Raw genomic sequence first — 18,504 nt, 5'->3', positions numbered from 1 at the left:
GTCTGCCCGAAGGGCGCGGTGGACCGCCGGGGGCGACCGCTGTCGAACGGGCGATGCGGCCACCCCTCCGGCGTACGCGACAATGGAGCCATGACCACGCTCGCCCCCGCCCTGCCGCAGCTCCGTATCGGCCCGCACACCGTGCAGCCGCCGGTCGTGCTGGCCCCGATGGCCGGTATCACCAACGCCCCGTTCCGGACGCTGTGCCGGGAGTTCTCCGGCGGCAAGGGGCTGTTCGTCAGCGAGATGATCACCACGCGGGCGCTGGTCGAGCGCAACGAGAAGACCATGCAGCTCATCCACTTCGACGCGGCCGAGACCCCGCGCTCGATCCAGCTGTACGGGGTGGACCCGGTCACCGTCGGCAAGGCGGTCCGGATGATCGTCGACGAGGATCTGGCCGACCACATCGACCTGAACTTCGGCTGCCCGGTCCCCAAGGTCACCCGCAAGGGCGGCGGCTCCGCGCTTCCGTACAAGCGGCCCCTGCTGCGGGCCATCCTCAAGGAAGCCGTCGCCAACGCCGGGGACCTCCCCGTCACCATCAAGATGCGCAAGGGCATCGACGACGACCACATCACCTTCCTCGACGCCGGCCGCATCGCCGTGGAGGAGGGCGTCACCGCCGTCGCCCTGCACGGCCGCACCACCGCCCAGCACTACGGCGGCACCGCCGACTGGGACGCCATCGCCCGGCTCAAGGAGCATGTGCCCGAGATTCCCGTGCTCGGCAACGGCGACATCTGGTGTGCGGACGACGCCCTGCGGATGATGCGCGAGACCGGCTGCGACGGCGTCGTCGTCGGGCGTGGCTGCCTCGGCCGGCCCTGGCTCTTTGCCGACCTGGTGAACGCCATGGAGGGCCGCGAGGCCCGGCACGCGCCCGCGCTGCGCGAGGTCGCGGACGTCATGGTGCGCCATGCGACGCTGCTGGGGGAGTGGATCGGCGACGAGGCTCGTGGCGTGATCGACTTCCGCAAGCACGTGGCCTGGTATCTGAAGGGCTTCGCGGTCGGCTCCGAGATGCGCAGGAGTCTGGCGATCACCTCCTCGCTGGAGGAGCTGAGCGGCCAGCTGCACGAGCTGGACCTCGATCAGCCCTGGCCGGACGGAGCCGACGGTCCGCGCGGGCGCACCTCGGGCAACAACCGGGTCGTCCTGCCGGACGGCTGGCTGAAGGACCCGTACGACTGCGCCGGGATCAGCGCCGACGCGGAGCTGGACACCTCGGGCGGCTGACGCCGTACGGAGTCGTGCCGACGCCGTACGGAGCTGTTCCCGACGCCGTGCGCCAGGGCCTCAGCGCGTGACGTCCGGGCCCGCGTGGCGTTCCAGCGGGGCCGCCGCCGCGGAGTTCATCACGTTGAAGACGACGCTGCCCGCCCGGTAGCGGTCGTCCGTCCACTCGATGGCCCGGCCCGCCGCCGTGTACGTCAGATGCCGCTGGCGCAGCAGCGGGCTGGCCCGGCGCACCCGCAGCAGCCGCGCGTCCTCGCTGCCCGCCGCGACCGCGTCGATCAGATGCTCGCCGTAGTGCGCGACGACGTCGGCCCGCTCCGCGATGCTGTCCATGATCGAGACGCAGTCCTCGGGCAGCGCGCGGACCGCCGGGGCCACCCACTGGGCGTACACGGTCCGCTCGACCATCACCGGCTCCCCGTCCAGCCGGCGCAGCCGCAGCACGTACAGCACCTCGCTGCCCGGCTCGGCGTCCAGCCGGGCCGCCTCCTCGTCGGTCGCGGCCCGGGTGGTGCGGACCAGGATCCGGCTGGAGACCTCGCAGCCCATCGCCTGCGCCCACTGCGCGAAGCTGTTGAGCTGCTGGAAGCTCTGGCGTCGCTCCTGGCGCAGGACCACCCGCCGGGCCCCCTGCCGGGAGCCGATCAGGCCCTCGGACGCGAGCAGGGCCACCGCCTGGCGCACGGTGCCGCGCGAGACCTCCCAGCGGGCGGCGAGGTCGCTCTCCGACGGCAGCCGGGAGCCCAGCGGATGGACGCCGCCGCGGATCGCCTGCCGCAGCGACTCGGCGATCTCCTCGTAGCGTGAACGGCCCACGCGCCCCCCATCGGTCGGCTGTACGGGTCCAGGGCGCACCCTGGGCTGTGCACAGGTCCAGGTCATCGCCACGGTCCGGCAGCTCACTCTAACGTCCCTGCGGACCGGCACCGCGCAACGGTTCCGTACCTACCACAACCCCGATATGACCGGCTTTCCTCTTCCTCGGCTCTTGCGGCACCGGACATCGGACGTTAACTCCACGGACACCTGAACCGGGCGAACTGATGCCAGCTTGTATGAACAAGTGGCACTCACTTCGCTCCCGGGAGACACACCGTGCGCAGAGCCCGACCCCGCCCCCGTATCCGCGCCAACAGCCGTGCCGTTGCCGCTCTCGCCCTCTCCACCGCGGCCCTCACCGCGCTCACCGCCTGCGGCGCCGCACCCGAGGAGAAGTCCGCGACCGGGGTGAACGGGGTGAAGTCCGCCGAGGCCACCTCGGTCGCCGACTTCGGCGGGCTGGAGAAGCTGGTCGCCGCCGCCGAGAAGGAGGGCGAGCTGAACGTGATCGCCCTGCCGCCGGACTGGGCGAACTACGGCGAGATCATCGAGGCCTTCCAGGCCAAGTACAAGGTCAGGATCAAGAGCGAGACCCCGGACGCCTCCAGCTCCGACGAGATAGCCGCGGTCAAGTCCCGCAAGGGCCAGAAGCGCGCCCCCGACGTCCTCGACCTCGGCATCGCCTTCGCCCGCAGCGGCGCGGCCGAGAACCTCTTCGCCCCGTACAAGGTCACCGCCTGGGACAAGATCCCCGACAGCCAGAAGGACGCGGACGGCCGCTGGTACAACGACTACGGCGGCTATGTCTCCATCGGCTGCGACGCCGCCCGCATCAAGGCCTGCCCCGAGACCTTCGCGGACCTGCTGAAGCCCGAGTACAAGGGCAAGGTCGCCCTCAACGGCAACCCCACCAAGTCCGGTTCCGCGTTCGGCGGGGTGTACGCGGCCTCGCTGGCCGGCCAGGGCTCGTTCGGGGACATCCAGCCCGGCATCGACTTCTTCGGGAAGCTGAAGAAGAGCGGCAACTTCATCCCCGTCGAGTCCACCCCGGCCACCGTCGAGAAGGGCGAGACGCCGATCAGCATCGACTGGGACTACCTGAACGCCGGGTACGCCGACCAGTTCAAGGGCAAGGGTGTCGACTGGAAGGTGTCCGTGCCGAGCGACGGCGTCTACGCCCAGTTCTACTCGCAGGCCGTCAACAAGGACGCCCCGCACCCGGCAGCCGCCCGCCTGTGGATGGAGTACCTGTACAGCGCCGAGGGCCAGAACCTCTGGCTCAAGGGGTACGCCCGCCCCGTGCTGCTGCCCGCCATGACCGAGGACGGCACCGCCGACAAGACCTTCGTCGCCAAGCTGCCCGAGGTCGCGGGCACCCCGGCCTTCCCGAGCTCCGAGGAGCTCGACCGGGCCAACGCCACGCTCGCCGAGAACTGGGACAAGGCCGTCTCCTGATGACCGTGCCCCCCTCCGCCGCCGCCCCGGGCCCCGGGGCGGCCGCCCCGCGGGCCGGTGGCCGCACCTCCCGCCGCCGGCCGCCCCGCGCCTGGCTCGGCGCGCTGCCGCTGCTCGTCTTCGCCGGGGTCTGCTTCGGACTGCCCGCCGGGGCCCTGCTGTACGGGGCCATCACCCGGAGCGACCCGGTCTCCGGCAGCACCGAGGTCACCGGCGAACACCTCCGGCGCTCGCTCCAGGGGCCCTACCTCACCTCGCTCACCGGCAGCGTCGAGCTGTCCGCGCTGACCGCCGCCCTCGCCACCGTCTGCGGGGTGCTGATCGCCCAGGCCGTCGTCACCTCCCGGCGCGGAGCGCTGCGCGGGGCTGTGCTCACCGCCTCCGGGGTGCTCGCCAACTTCGGCGGGATCCCGCTGGCCTTCGCCTTCGTCGCCACCCTCGGCATCTCCGGGGTGGTCACCCAGCTCGGGCACCTGGACGCGCTCGGCTGGAACCTCTACTCCTTCACCGGGCTCACCGTCATCTACCTCTACTTCCTCATCCCGCTCATGGTGATCGTCGTCGTCCCGGCGCTGGACGGGCTGCGCCCGCAGTGGCGGGAGGCCGCGCTCAACACCGGGGCCACCACCCGGCAGTTCTGGCGCCACGTCGGCCTGCCGGTGCTCGCGCCCTCGCTGCTCGGCGGCTTCGTCCTGCTCTTCGGCAGCGCCTTCGCCGCGCACGCCACGGCCGCCGCCCTGGTCGGCGGCTCCGTACCGCTGGTCACCCTGAAGATCGCCGACGCGCTCTCCGGGAACGTCCTGGTCGGCCAGGAGAACGTCGCCCTGGCGCTGAGCCTCGACATGATCGTGATCGCCGGACTGGTGATGGCGGTCTATCTGCCCCTCCAGCGACGGAGCTCCCGATGGCTGCACTGACGACGACCCCTCTTCCCGAGGCCCCCGCCACGGCGAGGACGGTTCGCCGTACGCGCCCGCGCTACTGGCGCGGCGCCGTCCTGACGACGGCCGGGCTCTACTTCGTCACCCCCCTGCTCTCCTCGTTCGTCTTCACCGTTCACGTACCGGGCCAGGGCCTCACCTTCGCGGCGTACAGCGGCATCCTGTCGGCCGACGGCTTCACCGAGAGCCTGCTCCTCTCGCTCTCCCTCGCCGCCGCGACGATCGCGCTGGCCCTGCTGCTCGTGGTGCCCGCCCTGGTCGCGGTCCGGCTCGGGCCGCCCCGGCTGCGCGCCGTCGTCGAGATCGTCTGCATGCTGCCGCTGGTGGTGCCGCCGATCGCGCTGGTCACCGGCATCGCCACCGTGCTGCGCTGGGGACCCGACCACTTCTCGCGCACCCCGCTCTTCCAGACCTTCCTCGCCGTGCAGAACGAGTCGTTCCCGGTGGTGCTGGTCCTCGCCTACACCGTGCTGGCGCTGCCGTTCGTGCACCGCTCGCTCGACGCGGGACTGCGCGCCGTCGACGTCCCCACGCTGGTGGAGGCCGCCCGCAACTGCGGGGCGAGCCGGGCGCAGGTGATCCTGCGGGTCATCCTGCCCAACCTGCGCTCCTCGCTCGCCGGGGCCTCCTTCCTCACGCTGGCGCTGGTGCTCGGCGAGTACACCGTCGCCTCACTGCTGGGCTTCCGGCCCTTCGCGGTGTGGATCGTCTCCGTCTCCGGCGCCGAGGCCCGGATGTCGGTGGCGGTGTCCCTGCTCAGCCTGCTGATCACCTGGGCCCTGCTGCTCGTCCTCTCCCGCGCCGGAACCAGCTCGTCCACCGCCGTCCCCGCCGCCACCCCCGTACCCGGCAAGGAGTAGCCACCCATGTCAGCCCTGCCCACCGCCGCCGCCCAGCGCCCCGAGCCGTCCCGGCCCGCGTCGCCCGCCGACGGGCGCGCCGCCACCGGAGCCCGGGTGGAGTTCCGCTCGCTGCGCCGGGCGTTCGGCCCGACCGTGGCCCTCGACGGACTCGACCTCACCGCCGAGCCCGGCGAACTGCTCGCTCTCCTCGGCCCCTCCGGCTGCGGCAAGACCACCGCGCTGCGGGTGCTGGCCGGGTTCGAGCAGCCCGACTCCGGCGAGGTGCTGGTGGACGGCGAGGACATCACGCCGATCCCCGCCAACCGGCGCGACGCCGGCATGGTCTTCCAGTCCTACAGCCTCTTCCCGCATCTGAACGCCCGCGACAACGTGGCCTTCGGCCTGCGGGTACGGAAGGTGCCCGCGGCCCGGCGGCACGCCACCGCCGCCGAGCTCCTCGACCTGGTCGGGCTGCCCGACCACGGCGGACGCTTCCCGCACCAGATGTCCGGCGGCCAGCAGCAGCGGGTCGCCCTGGCCCGCGCCCTCGCGCTGCGGCCCCGGGTGCTGCTGCTCGACGAACCGCTCTCGGCACTCGATGCCAAGGTCCGGCTCTCGCTCCGCGAGGAGATCCGCCGCCTTCAGCTGTCGCTCGGGATCACCACCATCTTCGTCACCCACGACCAGGAGGAGGCCCTCTCCATGGCCGACCGGGTCGCTGTCCTGAACGCGGGCCGCCTGGAGCAGTGCGCACCCCCGGCCGAGCTGTACGAACGCCCCGCCACCGCGTTCGTCGCCGAGTTCGTCGGCACGATGAACCGGCTGCCGGGCCGCCCGGCAGCCGGTGCGGTCGAGGTCGCGGGCAGCACCCTGCCGGTCGACGGCGCGATCCCGGCGGGCAGCGGGCCCTTCGACGTGCTGATCCGGCCCGAGAACATCCGGGCCGAGGCCGACCCCGACGGCACCGCCACCGTCGTCTCCGCGTCGTTCCTCGGCTCGGTCACCCGGGTCCTGCTCGACCTCCCGGACGGCGTCGCGGTCAAGGCGGACCTCCCCTCCCGGGACGCGGCCGACCTGCTGCCCGGCGTACGGGCCCGGGTCACGCCCGTGCCGCGTCCGGTGCTCGTCGTGCCCGCGGCGCCGGTACGTGCGCCGTCGGCCGGGAAGGCCGGGGCATGACGAGGCCCGCGGCCGTGCTCCTCGACATGGACGGCACCCTCGTCGACACCGAGGTGCTGTGGTGGGAGACGGCGCACGAGGTCGCCGCCGGACTCGGCCACCGGCTGTCCGGCGAGGACGCGCCGGAGGTCGTCGGCCGGGCCGTCGCGGACACCGCCGCTCATCTGATCGAGGTGACGGGCGGGGCCGCCGCCGCGCTGGACGCCGTGGCCGGCGAGCTGACCGCGTCTTTCTTCCGCAAGGTCGACGCGGGCGCCCCGCTGCGCCCCGGGGCGGCCGCGCTGCTGGCCGCACTGGAGCGGTCCCGGGTGCCGTTCGCCCTGGTGAGCGCCTCGCCGAGGAGTGTGGTGGACGCGGTGGTGGCGGGGTCGCTGGCCGGCGCGGACTTCGCCTTCACGCTGTCGGCCGACGACACCGTACGGACCAAGCCGCATCCGGATCCCTACCGGGCGGCGGCGACCCGGTTCGGCGTCCCGGCCTCGGCCTGCGTCGCCATCGAGGACTCCCCGGACGGCACCGCGTCCGCGCACGCCGCGGGCTGCGCGGTCCTGGTGGTGCCCTCGCTGCTGCCGGTGGAGCCCGCGCGGGGGCGGACCTTCGCCCGTAGCCTGGAAGAGGTGGACCTCGGGGTGCTCAGCGACTGCCTGAGGCGTCCGGATCCTGAAATCCGGGGTCCGAATCGGGCGTGATTCACGCCACCCTTGATCGGGGTTGCGCTCAGATGAGCGAATTGGGCATGGCTGCACTTCTGGAAGACGTGGCACTCAGTGCCACGTCGTTGAATTCGAGAAGTGGACTCATCTGCTGAGCAAGCCGCTCAGGTGAGCGGGCAGGGTCAAGTTTCGGCCATGTTGCTTTCAAGAGATGAAAACAGCGGATGACCGGCTTCGGCCGAGCGACCCTTTCGATCTGCTGGCGGACGGGTGGTTGCGGCCGTATGACGACCAAGTGGACGTACCCATACACCTTCGATCTGGGTATGTTCCTCGCCGTCAGGGCAGCCACCGCGTCCTCGAGGAGTCGAGACCCGTGTCGGAAAACAAAGATCCCCAGAAGTTCGTCTACGACTTCACCGAGGGCAACAAGGATCTGAAGGATCTTCTGGGCGGCAAGGGCGCCAACCTCGCCGAGATGACCAACCTCGGGTTGCCCGTCCCTCCGGGTTTCACGATCACCACCGAGGCCTGCAAGGTCTACCTGGACAGCGGCGACGCGCCGACCGCCCTGCGCGACGAGGTGAGTGCGCACCTCAAGGCGCTGGAAGAGCGCATGGGCAAGCAGCTCGGCCAGGCCGACGACCCGCTGCTGGTCTCGGTCCGCTCCGGCGCCAAGTTCTCCATGCCCGGCATGATGGACACGGTCCTGAACATCGGCCTCTCCGACGTCTCGGTGGCCGGCCTCGCCACCCAGTCCGGCGACGAGCGGTTCGCCTGGGACTCCTACCGCCGCCTCATCCAGATGTTCGGCAAGACCGTCCTCGGGGTCGACGGCGACCTCTTCGAGGAGGCCCTGGAGGCGGCCAAGCACGCCAAGAAGGTCACGGTCGACACCGACCTCGCGGCGGCCGACCTCAAGAAGCTCGTCAAGCAGTTCAAGAAGATCGTCGAGTCCGAGGCCGGGCGCGAGTTCCCGCAGGACGCGCGTGAGCAGATGGACCTGGCCATAAACGCGGTCTTCGACTCGTGGAACACCGACCGGGCCAAGCTCTACCGCCGCCAGGAGCGGATCCCCGGCGACCTCGGCACGGCCGTCAACATCTGTTCCATGGTCTTCGGCAACCTGGGCCCCGACTCCGGCACCGGAGTCGCCTTCACCCGCGACCCGGCCAGCGGCCACCAGGGCGTCTACGGCGACTACCTCCAGAACGCGCAGGGCGAGGACGTCGTCGCCGGTATCCGCAACACGGTGCCGCTCGCCGATCTGGAGTCGATCGACAAGACGTCGTACGACCAGCTGATGCAGATCATGAAGACGCTGGAGAACCACTACAAGGATCTCTGCGACATCGAGTTCACCATCGAGCGCGGCCAGCTCTGGATGCTCCAGACCCGGGTCGGCAAGCGCACGGCCGGCGCCGCCTTCCGGATCGCCACCCAGCTCGTGGACCAGGGCCTGATCGACGAGGCCGAGGCCCTCCAGCGGGTCAACGGCGCCCAGCTCGCCCAGCTGATGTTCCCGCGCTTCGACGACGAGGCCACCACCGAGCTGCTCGGCCGGGGCATCGCCGCGTCCCCGGGCGCCGCTGTCGGCAAGGCGGTCTTCGACTCGTACACCGCGATCAAGTGGTCCCGCTCCGGCGAGAAGGTCATCCTGATCCGCCGCGAGACCAACCCCGACGACCTCGAGGGCATGATTGCTGCCGAGGGCATCCTGACCTCGCGCGGCGGCAAGACCTCGCACGCGGCGGTCGTGGCGCGCGGCATGGGCAAGACCTGTGTCTGCGGCGCCGAGGACCTGGAGGTCGACACCAAGCGCCGCCGGATGACGGTCGGCGGCAAGGTGGTCGAGGAGGGCGACCTCGTCTCCATCGACGGCTCCACCGGCAAGGTCTACCTGGGCGAGGTACCCGTCGTACCGTCCCCGGTCGTCGAGTACTTCGAGGGCCGGATGCACGCCGGGGCCGACGACGCGGACGAGCTGGTCGCCGCCGTGCACCGGATCATGGCGTACGCGGACCGGGTGCGCCGGCTGCGCGTGCGGGCCAACGCCGACAACGCCGAGGACGCGCTGCGGGCCCGCCGCTTCGGCGCCCAGGGCATCGGGCTGTGCCGCACCGAGCACATGTTCCTCGGCGAGCGCCGCGAGATGGTCGAGAAGCTGATCCTGGCGGACACCGACGACGAGCGGGAGAGCGCGCTGGCCGCTCTCCTCCCGCTCCAGAAGGCCGACTTCATCGAGCTGTTCGAGTCGATGGACGGACTGCCCGTCACCGTAAGGCTGCTGGACCCGCCGCTGCACGAGTTCCTCCCCGACATCACCGAGCTGTCCGTCCGCGTCGCCCTCGCCGAGTCCCGCAAGGACGCCAACGAGAACGACCTGCGGCTGCTCCAGGCGGTGCACAAGCTGCACGAGCAGAACCCGATGCTGGGCCTGCGCGGCGTGCGCCTGGGTCTCGTCATCCCCGGTCTGTTCGCGATGCAGGTCCGCGCCATCGCCGAGGCCGCCGCCCAGCGCAAGAACGCCAAGGGCGACCCGCGTCCCGAGATCATGATTCCGCTCGTCGGCACGGTCCAGGAGCTGGAGATCGTCCGCGAGGAGGCCGACCGGGTCATCGCCGAGGTCCAGGCGGCCACCGGCACCGACCTCAAGCTGACCATCGGCACCATGATCGAGCTGCCGCGCGCCGCGCTGACGGCGGGCCAGATCGCCGAGGCCGCGCAGTTCTTCTCGTTCGGCACGAACGACCTGACCCAGACGGTGTGGGGCTTCTCCCGCGACGACGTGGAGGCCTCGTTCTTCACCGCCTACCTGGAGAAGGGCATCTTCGGGGTCTCCCCGTTCGAGACGATCGACCGGGACGGCGTCGGCGCGCTGGTCCGCAGCGCCGTCGAGGCGGGCCGGGCCACCCGCCCGGACCTCAAGCTCGGCGTCTGCGGCGAACACGGCGGCGACCCGGAGTCGGTGCACTTCTTCCACGAGGTGGGCCTCGACTACGTCTCCTGCTCGCCGTTCCGGATCCCCGTCGCCCGGCTGGAAGCCGGCCGGGCCGCAGCCGAGTCCCGGGGCAGCGACAGCCGCTGACCCGGGCTCCGGGTCCGGGCTGCACGAACAGCCCGGACCCTCACGGGCAGGGCTGCACGAACAGCCCTGCCCATCGACCAGGGCCTCAAAGGCCCCGCCGAGAAGCGGCGGCACCCTGTGCGGGGGTGCCGCCGCTTCGTCGTACGCGCCGGTGCTGACCGGAAGTGACCGGCGGTAAGAGGGCCCGATGTGCGCGGAGAGGCCGGCGGTACGGGAGTGGTGTGCGCGGAAGTGACCGGCGCTACGGGGAAGCCGTCAGGAGTGCGCACCGAATATCGTGCAAGGAATGTGGCGCAGAGCACATTGCTTCGTTTAATGCGCAAAGAAATTCGGGTGACGGCCGGGGGGACCGGGGTGCGGTCCATGGATCCCCACCCATGGACCGCACCCGGCTTACCCCCGTCGGGTACGGAGCCGCACCGTCGCCCACCGCCGCCGAACACACAAAGCCCCCCACGGCCTTCACGTGCTCATCCGGTGGGCACCGGATGCGTACCCGACGTCGTACAGCCTTTCGGGTGAAGCGGAACGGGGCGAGACCTTTCACTTCTGGCCGAAACCCCGTGGTGACCTCCTGTGACGGTCCGCATACCCTTCGGTGGGGGCAATTGCGGATGCAACAGGTGGGGGAGTAGTGCTGCGTATCCATGTGTCCAGGCTGGACCTTTCGCGGGTGCGGATGGCCACGAGGCCGGACGCGCTGTGGGAAACCATTCTCAGTTTTCACCGGCTCAGGGACCGGCGTGCTTCGACGGTGTTCGGAAAATGGCGTACGGAATCCCGGGCGCGGTTGAATGGTGAAGCACAGCTGCTGGCGGCGGTCGTTCCGCCCCGGGGCTATTTCCCGGATTTCCTGACGCCCTGCCAGGAAGACGCCGAGCCATTCGGGCTCGACGTCGGAATGGAGGCCCTGCGCGACACCCCCGCCGACCGCGTCCACGCGGAGCTGGAGCTCCTGGCCGCCGGGCGGCTGCGACAGCGGGCCGGCCGGCGCCAGCAGGACGCCAGAGCGGGAAGAGCGAGCGCGGCGCTGCCCGCCGCGCTCATGGAGGACCGCGCCGAGCCGCTCGCCCGGCTCATCGGGGCCCTCCGCAGCTACCACCACGCGGCCGTCGAGCCCTACTGGCCGCACATCCGGGCCAGCGTCGAGGCGGACCGGGCCGTCCGGGGCCGGGCCCTGCTGGACGGCGGCGCGGACGGGCTCCTGGCCACCCTGCCGCCGATGATCCGGTGGCGCTCGCCCGTGCTGGAGGCGGACTACCCGGTCGACCGCGATCTGTATCTGGACGGGCGCGGACTGCTGCTCCAGCCGTCCTTCTTCTGCCGGGGCACCCCGGTCGTCTACCGGGACCCGTCGCTCCCGCCGGTGCTCGTCTACCCGGTCACCAACCCCGGCGCCCCGGTCTTCGCCGAGCCGGGACCCTGGCTCGGCCGGCTCGTCGGCCACACCCGCTCCGCCGTCCTGTCGTCCATCGGCAACGGCTGCACCACCAGTGAACTCGCCCGCAGGGCCGGGGTTTCGATGGCCTCCGCGAGCCAGCACGCCTCCGTGCTGCGCGAGGCGGGCCTGGTCCTGACGCTGCGCCACGGCAGCTCGGTCCTGCACACGCTGACCCCGCTCGGCGGCTCCCTGCTGCGCGGCGGGGCCCCGCTCGCTCTGCCCTAGGGCCTGCCGCCGCCCGGTGTCCGCCGTCCGCCGTCCTCCGGCGGGCCGCGAGAATCCGTCCGCCGTACGGCGATGAGTTCCGTGCGGCACCGCCGTCTACCCATCGAAAGCGCCGGACGGACCACCGCAGGCGCCACGGGACAGAGAAAGAGGAAACGATCATGGCTCAGATGATCTTCGTGAACCTGCCGGTGAAGGACCTGGAGACCACGGTGGGCTTCTTCGGGAAGCTCGGCTTCACGACCAACCCGCAGTTCAGCGACGACAAGACCGCGTGTCTGGTGATCAGCGACACGATCTTCGCGATGCTGATGACGGAGCCGCGCTTCAAGGACTTCACCAAGAAGGACGTCGTCGACGCCTCGAAGGCGACCGAGGTCATCCTCGCGCTCAGCGCCGACAGCCGCGAGAAGGTCGACGAGCTGGCCGACGCGGCGCTGGCCTCCGGCGGGTTCCCCGCGGGCGAGACGCAGGACATGGGCTTCATGTACGGCCGCTCGTTCCAGGACCCCGACCACCACATCTGGGAGGTCATGTGGATGGACCCGGCCGCCGTCGAGGGCCAGGCCTGAGCCGCAGGGCGCATGCGCTGGGACCGCAGGGCGGGCCGTGCGCCGGGGCCGGTGCGGGGCGCCCGGCGCACGCCGGGCGTCAGCTGCGGAAAGGGCCCTTCACCTCGTACGTGATGCCCCCGGAGGAGCTTCCGCTCGTCCCGCGCTGCGAGGAGAAGTAGAGCCGGCCGCCGTCCGGTGAGAACGCCGGGCCGGTGATCTCCGAACCGGACTGGCCGGTGATCCGCAGGAACGGGGCCACCGTGTCGTCCGGCGTGATCAGACAGATCTCCATGTTCCCGCCGTCCTCCGCGATGTAGAGGTCCCCGGATCCGGACCGGGTGACGTTGTCCACGCCGGTCAGCGGGGCCGTACCGCCCGTGACCAGCGAGTCGTCGTAGGCGAGCGAGATCGACGAGGCGTTCGCGTCGTACGCCCACACCCGGTTGTCGCCCTTGGTGGTGAACCAGCAGGTGCCCGCCGCGTAGAAGCAGCCCTCACCGCCGTTGAACACCTTCGCCCCGGACACCTGGTGCCGGGTCTGGGTGGCGGAACCGGCCGGATCCGGCACATTCGCCCAGGTCACCGGACCGGAGGTGGCCGTGCCGGCCACCAGCACCTGAAGGGTGCCGCTCGCCAGATCCCCCCACGTCGTGGGCCGGAAGCGGTAGAAGCGGCCGTCTGTCTCGTCCTCGGTGAGGTAGACGTAGCCGTGGTCCGGGTCGGCGGCGGCCGCCTCGTGCTTGAACCGGCCCAGCGCCGGACGCCGCACCGCCGCGTCCACCCCCCACGGGTCGGTCTCGTACACATACCCCCGGGTGACCTCCTCGCAGGACAGCCAGGTGTTCCACGGGGTGGCGCCGCCCGCGCAGTTGTTGTTCGTGCCGGCCAGGATCCGGTACGCGGACGTCACCGTCCCGGCGGAGTCGAACCTCACCGCGCTCGCGCCGCCGCCGCTGCCCGAGGACACCTCGGCGTTGGAGACGTAGATCCAGCCCGCGCCGTCGGCGTACGTCGCCCCGCCGTCGGGCGCGCTGTGCCAGCGGTAGGAGGTGCCGGGCACGCTCTGCCCGGAACGCGCGACGACACGGCTGGTGAAGCCGTTCGGCAGCTGGATCCCGTCGCCGTTGGCGGCCTGGAGCGCGCCGTACGGGCCGGGGGCCGGCTGGGCGGGGTCGGCGAAGGCGGCGCCCCGCCACAGCGTGCCGCCGAAGGCCGCCGCCGAGCTGCCGATCACCGCGGTGCGCAAGAAGGTCCGACGTTCCACGATCACTCCACGCATGAGTGAGGGGCCGCCGCTCCGGACGGACCGGCGGGTCGCGCGTCAGGACTGTAGGAGCACGGAGTTGACGGGGCTTCACGAACAGGTGAACGGGCGGCGGAGACATCGCGCAGGACGCGGCCCCCGCGGTCCGTCCGCCTGTACCGGCCTCGGTCGGTGCGGTCAGTCCGCCCGTACGGCGAAGACCGGCACTGCCGCCCCCTCGTCGTCCAGGCAGGCTCCCGTCGCCAGGTCGAAACGCTGCTTCAGCAGCGGCGATGCCACGAACGGCCGCCCGGCGGCGGAGCCGAGCAGTCCGCGCGCGAGGACGTACGCGCCGGTGAACGGGTCCCGGTTGCCGATCGCGTACACCTGGCCGGCCCGGTCCATGAAGACGGCTGCCTGGTCCCCGTCCGGCAGCAGCACCGTGACGCCCCGCCCGGGGGTCAGCAGGGCCCGGTCGCAGACCGTCAGCCAGTCCTTCCCGTGCGCGAGCCGGACGGACCCGGTGTGCTGTGCCGTGGTGATCGTTGCGGTGGTCATCAGGATGCGGTCCCTTCGAGGGTGCGGACGGCGAGCACGGGCCCCGCGAGCAGCTCCAGATCCGGCTTGATCTGGTCCCGCTCGGGGACGAACCTCACCGAGGGGTCGGGGGCGTCGGGCGCGTTGACGAAGGTGACGAAGCGGCGCAGGCGCTCCGGGTCGTTGATGGTCTCGGCCCACTCGTCGCGGTATCCGGCGACATGGTCGGCCATCAGCCGTTCCAGCTCCTCGCAGAGCCCCAGCGAGTCGTGGACGACCACGTCCCGGACGTGCTCCAGGCCGCCGTCGATCCGCTCCAGCCAGGCCGAGGTGCGCTCCAGCCGGTCGGCGGTACGGATGTAGAACATCAGGAACCGGTCGATCAGCCGGACCAGTTCGGCGTCGGAGAGGTCCTGGGCCAGCAGGTCCGCGTGGCGCGGGGTGGCCCCGCCGTTGCCGCCGACGTACAGATTCCAGCCCTGGGCGGTGGCGATGATCCCGAAGTCCTTGCCCCGGGCCTCCGCGCACTCGCGGGCACAGCCGGAGACCGCCGACTTCAGTTTGTGCGGGGAGCGCAGGCCCCGGTAGCGCAGCTCCAGGTCGATCGCCATCTTCACGGAGTCCTGCACGCCGTAGCGGCACCAGGTCTGTCCCACGCAGGACTTCACCGTGCGCAGCGACTTGCCGTACGCGTGGCCGGACTCGAAGCCCGCGTCCACCAGGCGGGTCCAGATCAGCGGGAGCTGGTCGACCCGGGCGCCGAAGAGGTCGATGCGCTGGCCGCCGGTGATCTTCGTGTAGAGGCCGAAGTCGCGGGCCACCTCGCCGATGACGATGAGCTTCTCCGGGGTGATCTCACCGCCCGGGATGCGCGGCACGATCGAATACGACCCGTTGCGCTGGAGGTTGGCCAGAAAGTGGTCGTTGGTGTCCTGGAGTGCCGCCTGTTCTCCGTCCAGCACATAGCCGCTCGCGCCGACCGTCGGGGCGAGCGAGGCGATGACCGAGCCGACCGTCGGCTTGCAGACCTCGCAGCCGTCGCCGCCGCGCGCCTCCTCGCGGCCGTGCGAGTCGAGCAGCGCCGCGAACGAGGTGACCTCCAGGGTGCGGACGATCTCGTACAGCTCGCTGCGGCTGTACGGGAAGCAGCCGCACAGCCCCGCGTCCTGCGGCGGCGGCATCAGCTGACCGATCACCTTCAGGCAACTGCCGCAGCCGGTACCGGCTTTGGTGCACTTCTTCACCTCGGGCAGCGAGGTGTGCTCGCAGATCGCCCCCTTGGCCACGTTGTGGCAGGAGCAGATGACCGCGTCGTCGGGCAGCGCGGCGGGGCCGAGCGCCACCGGGCCGCCCGCCCCGGCCGGCAGCACCAGCTGCTCGGGGGCGACCGGCAGCACCGTGCCCGTCATCGGCCGCAGCGTGCCGTACTGGTCCGCGTCCCCCACCAGCACCCCGCCCAGCAGGGTCCCGTCCCGCCCGATCACCAGCTTCTTGTAGACCCCCGACCGGGCGTCGGAGTAGACGACGTCGAGCGACCCCTCGGCGCTCCCGTGCGCGTCGCCGAACGAGGCCACGTCCACCCCGAGCAGCTTCAGCTTCGTCGACAGGTCCGCCCCGGTGAACGCGGACCGCCCGCCCGCGATCACCTCGGCCGCCGTCCGGGCCATCTCGTAGCCCGGTGCCACCAGCCCGTACACCCGGCCGTCGGCGGCCAGCGCGCACTCGCCGATCGCGAACACCGCCGGGTCCGACGTCCGGCACTCCTCGTCCACGACGATCCCGCCGCGGTCCCCGACGGCCAGAGCGCAGTCGCGGGCCAGCTGGTCCCGGGGCCGCACCCCCGCCGAGAAGACCACCAGGTCCACGGCGAGCGAGGACCCGTCCGACAGCGCCATCCCGCTCACCGCGCCGTCCGCGTCCGCCAGCACCTCCTGGGTGCCGACCCCCGTGTGCACGGCGAGGCCCATGTCCTCGATCGTGCGCAGCAGCGCCGCGCCCCCGCCGTCGTCCACCTGGACCGGCATCAGCCGGGGCGCGAACTCCACCACATGGGTGCGCAGCCCGAGCCCCTTCAGCGCCCCGGCCGCCTCCAGGCCGAGCAGCCCGCCGCCCACCACCGCACCGGTCGCCGCGCCCTTCGCGTACTCCTCGATCGCGAGCAGGTCCTCGATCGTCCGGTAGACGAAGCAGCCCCGGGCGTCCTTCCCCGGCACCGGCGGCACGAACGGATACGAGCCCGTCGCGAGCACCAGCGTGTCGTACGGGAACACCGCCCCGGACCGCGCGGTCACCGTCCGGCCCGCCCGGTCGACGCCCGTCGCCGGGTCGCCGACGTACAGCTCGAAGCCGTGCCGGGCCATGAAGTCCGGCTCCACCAGGGAGAGGTCCTCGGGGCTGCGCCCGTCGAAGTACGAGGTGAGCTGCACCCGGTCGTAGGCGGGCCTGGGCTCCTCGCAGAGCACGACGACCCGGGCGCCGCCGGCCGCCGGGGTCAGCCCGCGGCCGGCCAGGTCCTCCAGGAACCGCTGGCCGACCATGCCGTGCCCGACGACCACGATCGTCGGAACGGCGGTGTGCGCCTGGGCGTTCGGGGTGGTGGGCTCCGGCATCTCAGTGGCCTCCGTCGGTTGTCCTGATGCCATGAGCCTGGGCGGGAGGTGTTACCCGGCCGCATCCCGTCTGTTTCCCGGGCGGAACCTTGCGCTCAGCGCCCGTGCCGGGCCCCTGTGAGGGATCGGGGAGGGGCGGGGCGGAGCGGTCCGACGACAGGTGTCTAATGTCGGGTCGTGCCTGACATAACTCTGACCACGCTGCTTCTCCTCTGCCTCGCCGCGGCCGTCGCGGGCTGGATCGACGCGGTGGTGGGCGGCGGCGGACTGCTGCTCCTGCCCGCGCTGCTGCTCGGCCTGCCGCACGTCCCGGCGGCCCATGTCCTCGGCACCAACAAGGCCGTCGCGATTGTGGGCACCTCCGGCGCGGCGGTCACCTTCCTGCGCAAAGCCCCGGTACGGGTGGGGCTGGCGGTGCGGGTCGGGCTGATGGCGCTCGCCGGGTCGATGACGGGGGCGTTCTTCGCCGCCGGGATCAGCAGCGAGGTGCTCCGTCCGGTGATCATGGTCGTGCTGCTGGGGGTCGCGGCCTTCGTGATGCTGCGCCCGTCCTTCGGCACCGCGGCGGCGGACGACGGCACGGACCGGCCCGTCACCCGGGCCCGGATCGTCACCGCGATCGTGCTGGTCGGCGGCGGGATCGGCTTCTACGACGGGCTGTTCGGGCCGGGCACCGGCACCTTCCTGGTGCTGGCCCTGACCGCCGTGCTCCATCTGGACCTGGTGACCGCCTCGGCCACCGCGAAGATCGTCAACGTGTGCACCAACGCGGGGGCGCTGGCGATGTTCGCGTACCAGGGCACGGTGCTGTGGCAGCTCGCGGCCGTGATGGCGCTCTTCAACCTGGCGGGCGGGATGATCGGGGCCCGGATGGCGCTGAGCCGGGGGAGCGGCTTCGTCCGGGCGGTGCTGCTGACCGTGGTGTTCTCGCTGGTCGCCAAGCTCGGCTTCGACCAGTGGAACGCCTAGGACCTGTCGTCGAACTGCCGCCTGCCGGGCGGTCAGCGCACGTCGGTGAGGTGGGCGTACGCCACCACGTTGCCCTGGTAGCCGGTCTCCTGGGAGAAGCCGCCGCCGCAGGTGATCAGCCGGAGCGAGGCGTGCGGCGAGTCGCCGTAGACCCGCTGGTCGGGGAAGTCGTCGTTGTCGTAGACCTCGATCGCGTCGATCGAGAACACGGCCGTGCGCCCGTCCTTGCGGACCACCTCGACCCTGGTGCCCTTGGTCAGGGCCCCCAGGGCGTAGAAGACGGACGGGCCCTTCGCGTTGTCCACGTGCCCCGCGACGATCGCGGTGCCCCGCGCGCCGGGCGGGACGCCGTCCTCGTACCAGCCCGCGAGGTTGCGGTCCTCGTCCGGCGGTACGTCGAGACTGCCGTCGGCGGCCAGCCCCAGCCGGGTCATCGGCGCGTCCACCTCGATACTCGGGATGCGGATGCGGACCGGCTCGGAGGGGTTCAGCGGCTCGGCGACCGGGGAGCCGGGCTGGAGCTGGGGCCCGGCGGCGAAGGCCTGGGCGCTGGAGGGCTGCGGCGGGATCAGCTGGCCGCCGGGGCCGTTCTGGACGAGCCAGATCCCGCACAGCACGGCGATGCCCACCAGCCAGCCCTTGGCCTTCTGCGCGCTCTGGGACACGGCGTCGTCCTCGATCGGTGGTCCGGGGCGGGCGGGGCGCGCTCG

15 protein-coding genes are annotated in these 18,504 nt (G+C 71.8%); 10 read left to right on the top strand and 5 right to left on the bottom strand.

The features are described 5' to 3' along the window. The first annotated feature begins 90 nt into the window (after positions 1 to 90). Entirely contained in the window at positions 91 to 1,239 is a 1,149-nt protein-coding gene (gene dusB, locus ACH4UK_RS04210) for a tRNA dihydrouridine synthase DusB (protein WP_398354428.1), read from the top strand. A gap of 60 nt (positions 1,240 to 1,299) precedes the next feature. Here the strand turns inward: dusB and ACH4UK_RS04205 are convergent, their stop codons facing one another. After that, positions 1,300 to 2,055, bottom strand: coding sequence for a GntR family transcriptional regulator (locus ACH4UK_RS04205; RefSeq protein WP_398354427.1), 756 nt, complete (start codon positions 2,053 to 2,055; stop codon positions 1,300 to 1,302). A 279-nt stretch (positions 2,056 to 2,334) separates the two neighbouring features. On the opposite strand from ACH4UK_RS04205, the gene ACH4UK_RS04200 reads away from it, so the two are divergent. From ACH4UK_RS04200 to ACH4UK_RS04165, 8 genes are all read left to right on the top strand, one after another. Further along, entirely contained in the window at positions 2,335 to 3,513 is a 1,179-nt protein-coding gene (locus ACH4UK_RS04200) for an ABC transporter substrate-binding protein (RefSeq protein WP_398354426.1), read from the top strand. After that, positions 3,513 to 4,430, top strand: a complete 918-nt coding sequence (locus ACH4UK_RS04195) for an ABC transporter permease (RefSeq protein WP_398354425.1) — start codon at positions 3,513 to 3,515, stop codon at positions 4,428 to 4,430. The genes ACH4UK_RS04200 and ACH4UK_RS04195 overlap by 1 nt, the downstream gene beginning before the upstream one ends. Further along, positions 4,418 to 5,314, top strand: coding sequence for an ABC transporter permease (locus ACH4UK_RS04190; protein ID WP_398354424.1), 897 nt, complete (start codon positions 4,418 to 4,420; stop codon positions 5,312 to 5,314). Before ACH4UK_RS04195 ends, ACH4UK_RS04190 begins: the two co-directional genes overlap by 13 nt. Before the next feature lie 6 nt (positions 5,315 to 5,320). Further along, positions 5,321 to 6,475 (top strand): ABC transporter ATP-binding protein, encoded by a 1,155-nt coding sequence (locus ACH4UK_RS04185; protein WP_398354423.1) that lies wholly within the window; start codon positions 5,321 to 5,323, stop codon positions 6,473 to 6,475. Continuing rightward, positions 6,472 to 7,164, top strand: a complete 693-nt coding sequence (locus ACH4UK_RS04180) for an HAD family hydrolase (protein WP_398354422.1) — start codon at positions 6,472 to 6,474, stop codon at positions 7,162 to 7,164. The genes ACH4UK_RS04185 and ACH4UK_RS04180 overlap by 4 nt, the downstream gene beginning before the upstream one ends. A 340-nt stretch (positions 7,165 to 7,504) precedes the next feature. Next, positions 7,505 to 10,216: a pyruvate, phosphate dikinase gene (ppdK, locus tag ACH4UK_RS04175; RefSeq protein WP_398354421.1), complete on the top strand. Its 2,712-nt coding sequence runs from the start codon at positions 7,505 to 7,507 to the stop codon at positions 10,214 to 10,216. Positions 10,217 to 10,850: 634 nt separating this feature from the next. Continuing rightward, positions 10,851 to 11,882, top strand: coding sequence for an ArsR/SmtB family transcription factor (locus ACH4UK_RS04170; protein WP_398354420.1), 1,032 nt, complete (start codon positions 10,851 to 10,853; stop codon positions 11,880 to 11,882). 161 nt (positions 11,883 to 12,043) lie between these two features. Further along, a complete protein-coding gene (locus ACH4UK_RS04165; RefSeq protein WP_398354419.1) occupies positions 12,044 to 12,454 on the top strand; it encodes a VOC family protein in 411 nt (136 codons plus the stop codon). Positions 12,455 to 12,533: 79 nt separating this feature from the next. Here ACH4UK_RS04165 and ACH4UK_RS04160 read toward each other — a convergent pair whose 3' ends face one another. The 3 genes from ACH4UK_RS04160 to nirB all read right to left on the bottom strand — a co-directional run bounded on the left by ACH4UK_RS04160 (position 12,534) and on the right by nirB (position 16,825). Then, positions 12,534 to 13,700 (bottom strand): alkaline phosphatase PhoX, encoded by a 1,167-nt coding sequence (locus ACH4UK_RS04160; protein WP_398354418.1) that lies wholly within the window; start codon positions 13,698 to 13,700, stop codon positions 12,534 to 12,536. Between the two features lie 177 nt (positions 13,701 to 13,877). Beyond that, positions 13,878 to 14,237, bottom strand: a complete 360-nt coding sequence (nirD, locus tag ACH4UK_RS04155; RefSeq protein ID WP_398354417.1) for a nitrite reductase small subunit NirD — start codon at positions 14,235 to 14,237, stop codon at positions 13,878 to 13,880. After that, positions 14,237 to 16,825 (bottom strand): nitrite reductase large subunit NirB, encoded by a 2,589-nt coding sequence (nirB, locus tag ACH4UK_RS04150; protein WP_398354416.1) that lies wholly within the window; start codon positions 16,823 to 16,825, stop codon positions 14,237 to 14,239. The genes nirD and nirB overlap by 1 nt, the downstream gene beginning before the upstream one ends. 177 nt (positions 16,826 to 17,002) lie before the next feature. Here nirB and ACH4UK_RS04145 point away from each other — a divergent pair, with 177 nt between their 5' ends. Next, positions 17,003 to 17,794 (top strand): TSUP family transporter, encoded by a 792-nt coding sequence (locus ACH4UK_RS04145; protein ID WP_398354415.1) that lies wholly within the window; start codon positions 17,003 to 17,005, stop codon positions 17,792 to 17,794. 32 nt (positions 17,795 to 17,826) lie between these two features. Here the strand turns inward: ACH4UK_RS04145 and ACH4UK_RS04140 are convergent, their stop codons facing one another. Then, positions 17,827 to 18,459: a class F sortase gene (locus tag ACH4UK_RS04140; RefSeq protein WP_398354414.1), complete on the bottom strand. Its 633-nt coding sequence runs from the start codon at positions 18,457 to 18,459 to the stop codon at positions 17,827 to 17,829. Positions 18,460 to 18,504 lie beyond the last annotated feature (45 nt).

This window comes from Streptomyces sp. NPDC020884 (assembly GCF_044333935.1).
Classification (GTDB): Bacteria; Actinomycetota; Actinomycetes; order Streptomycetales; family Streptomycetaceae; genus Streptomyces.
This window is presented reverse-complemented; position numbering and strand designations above follow the sequence as displayed.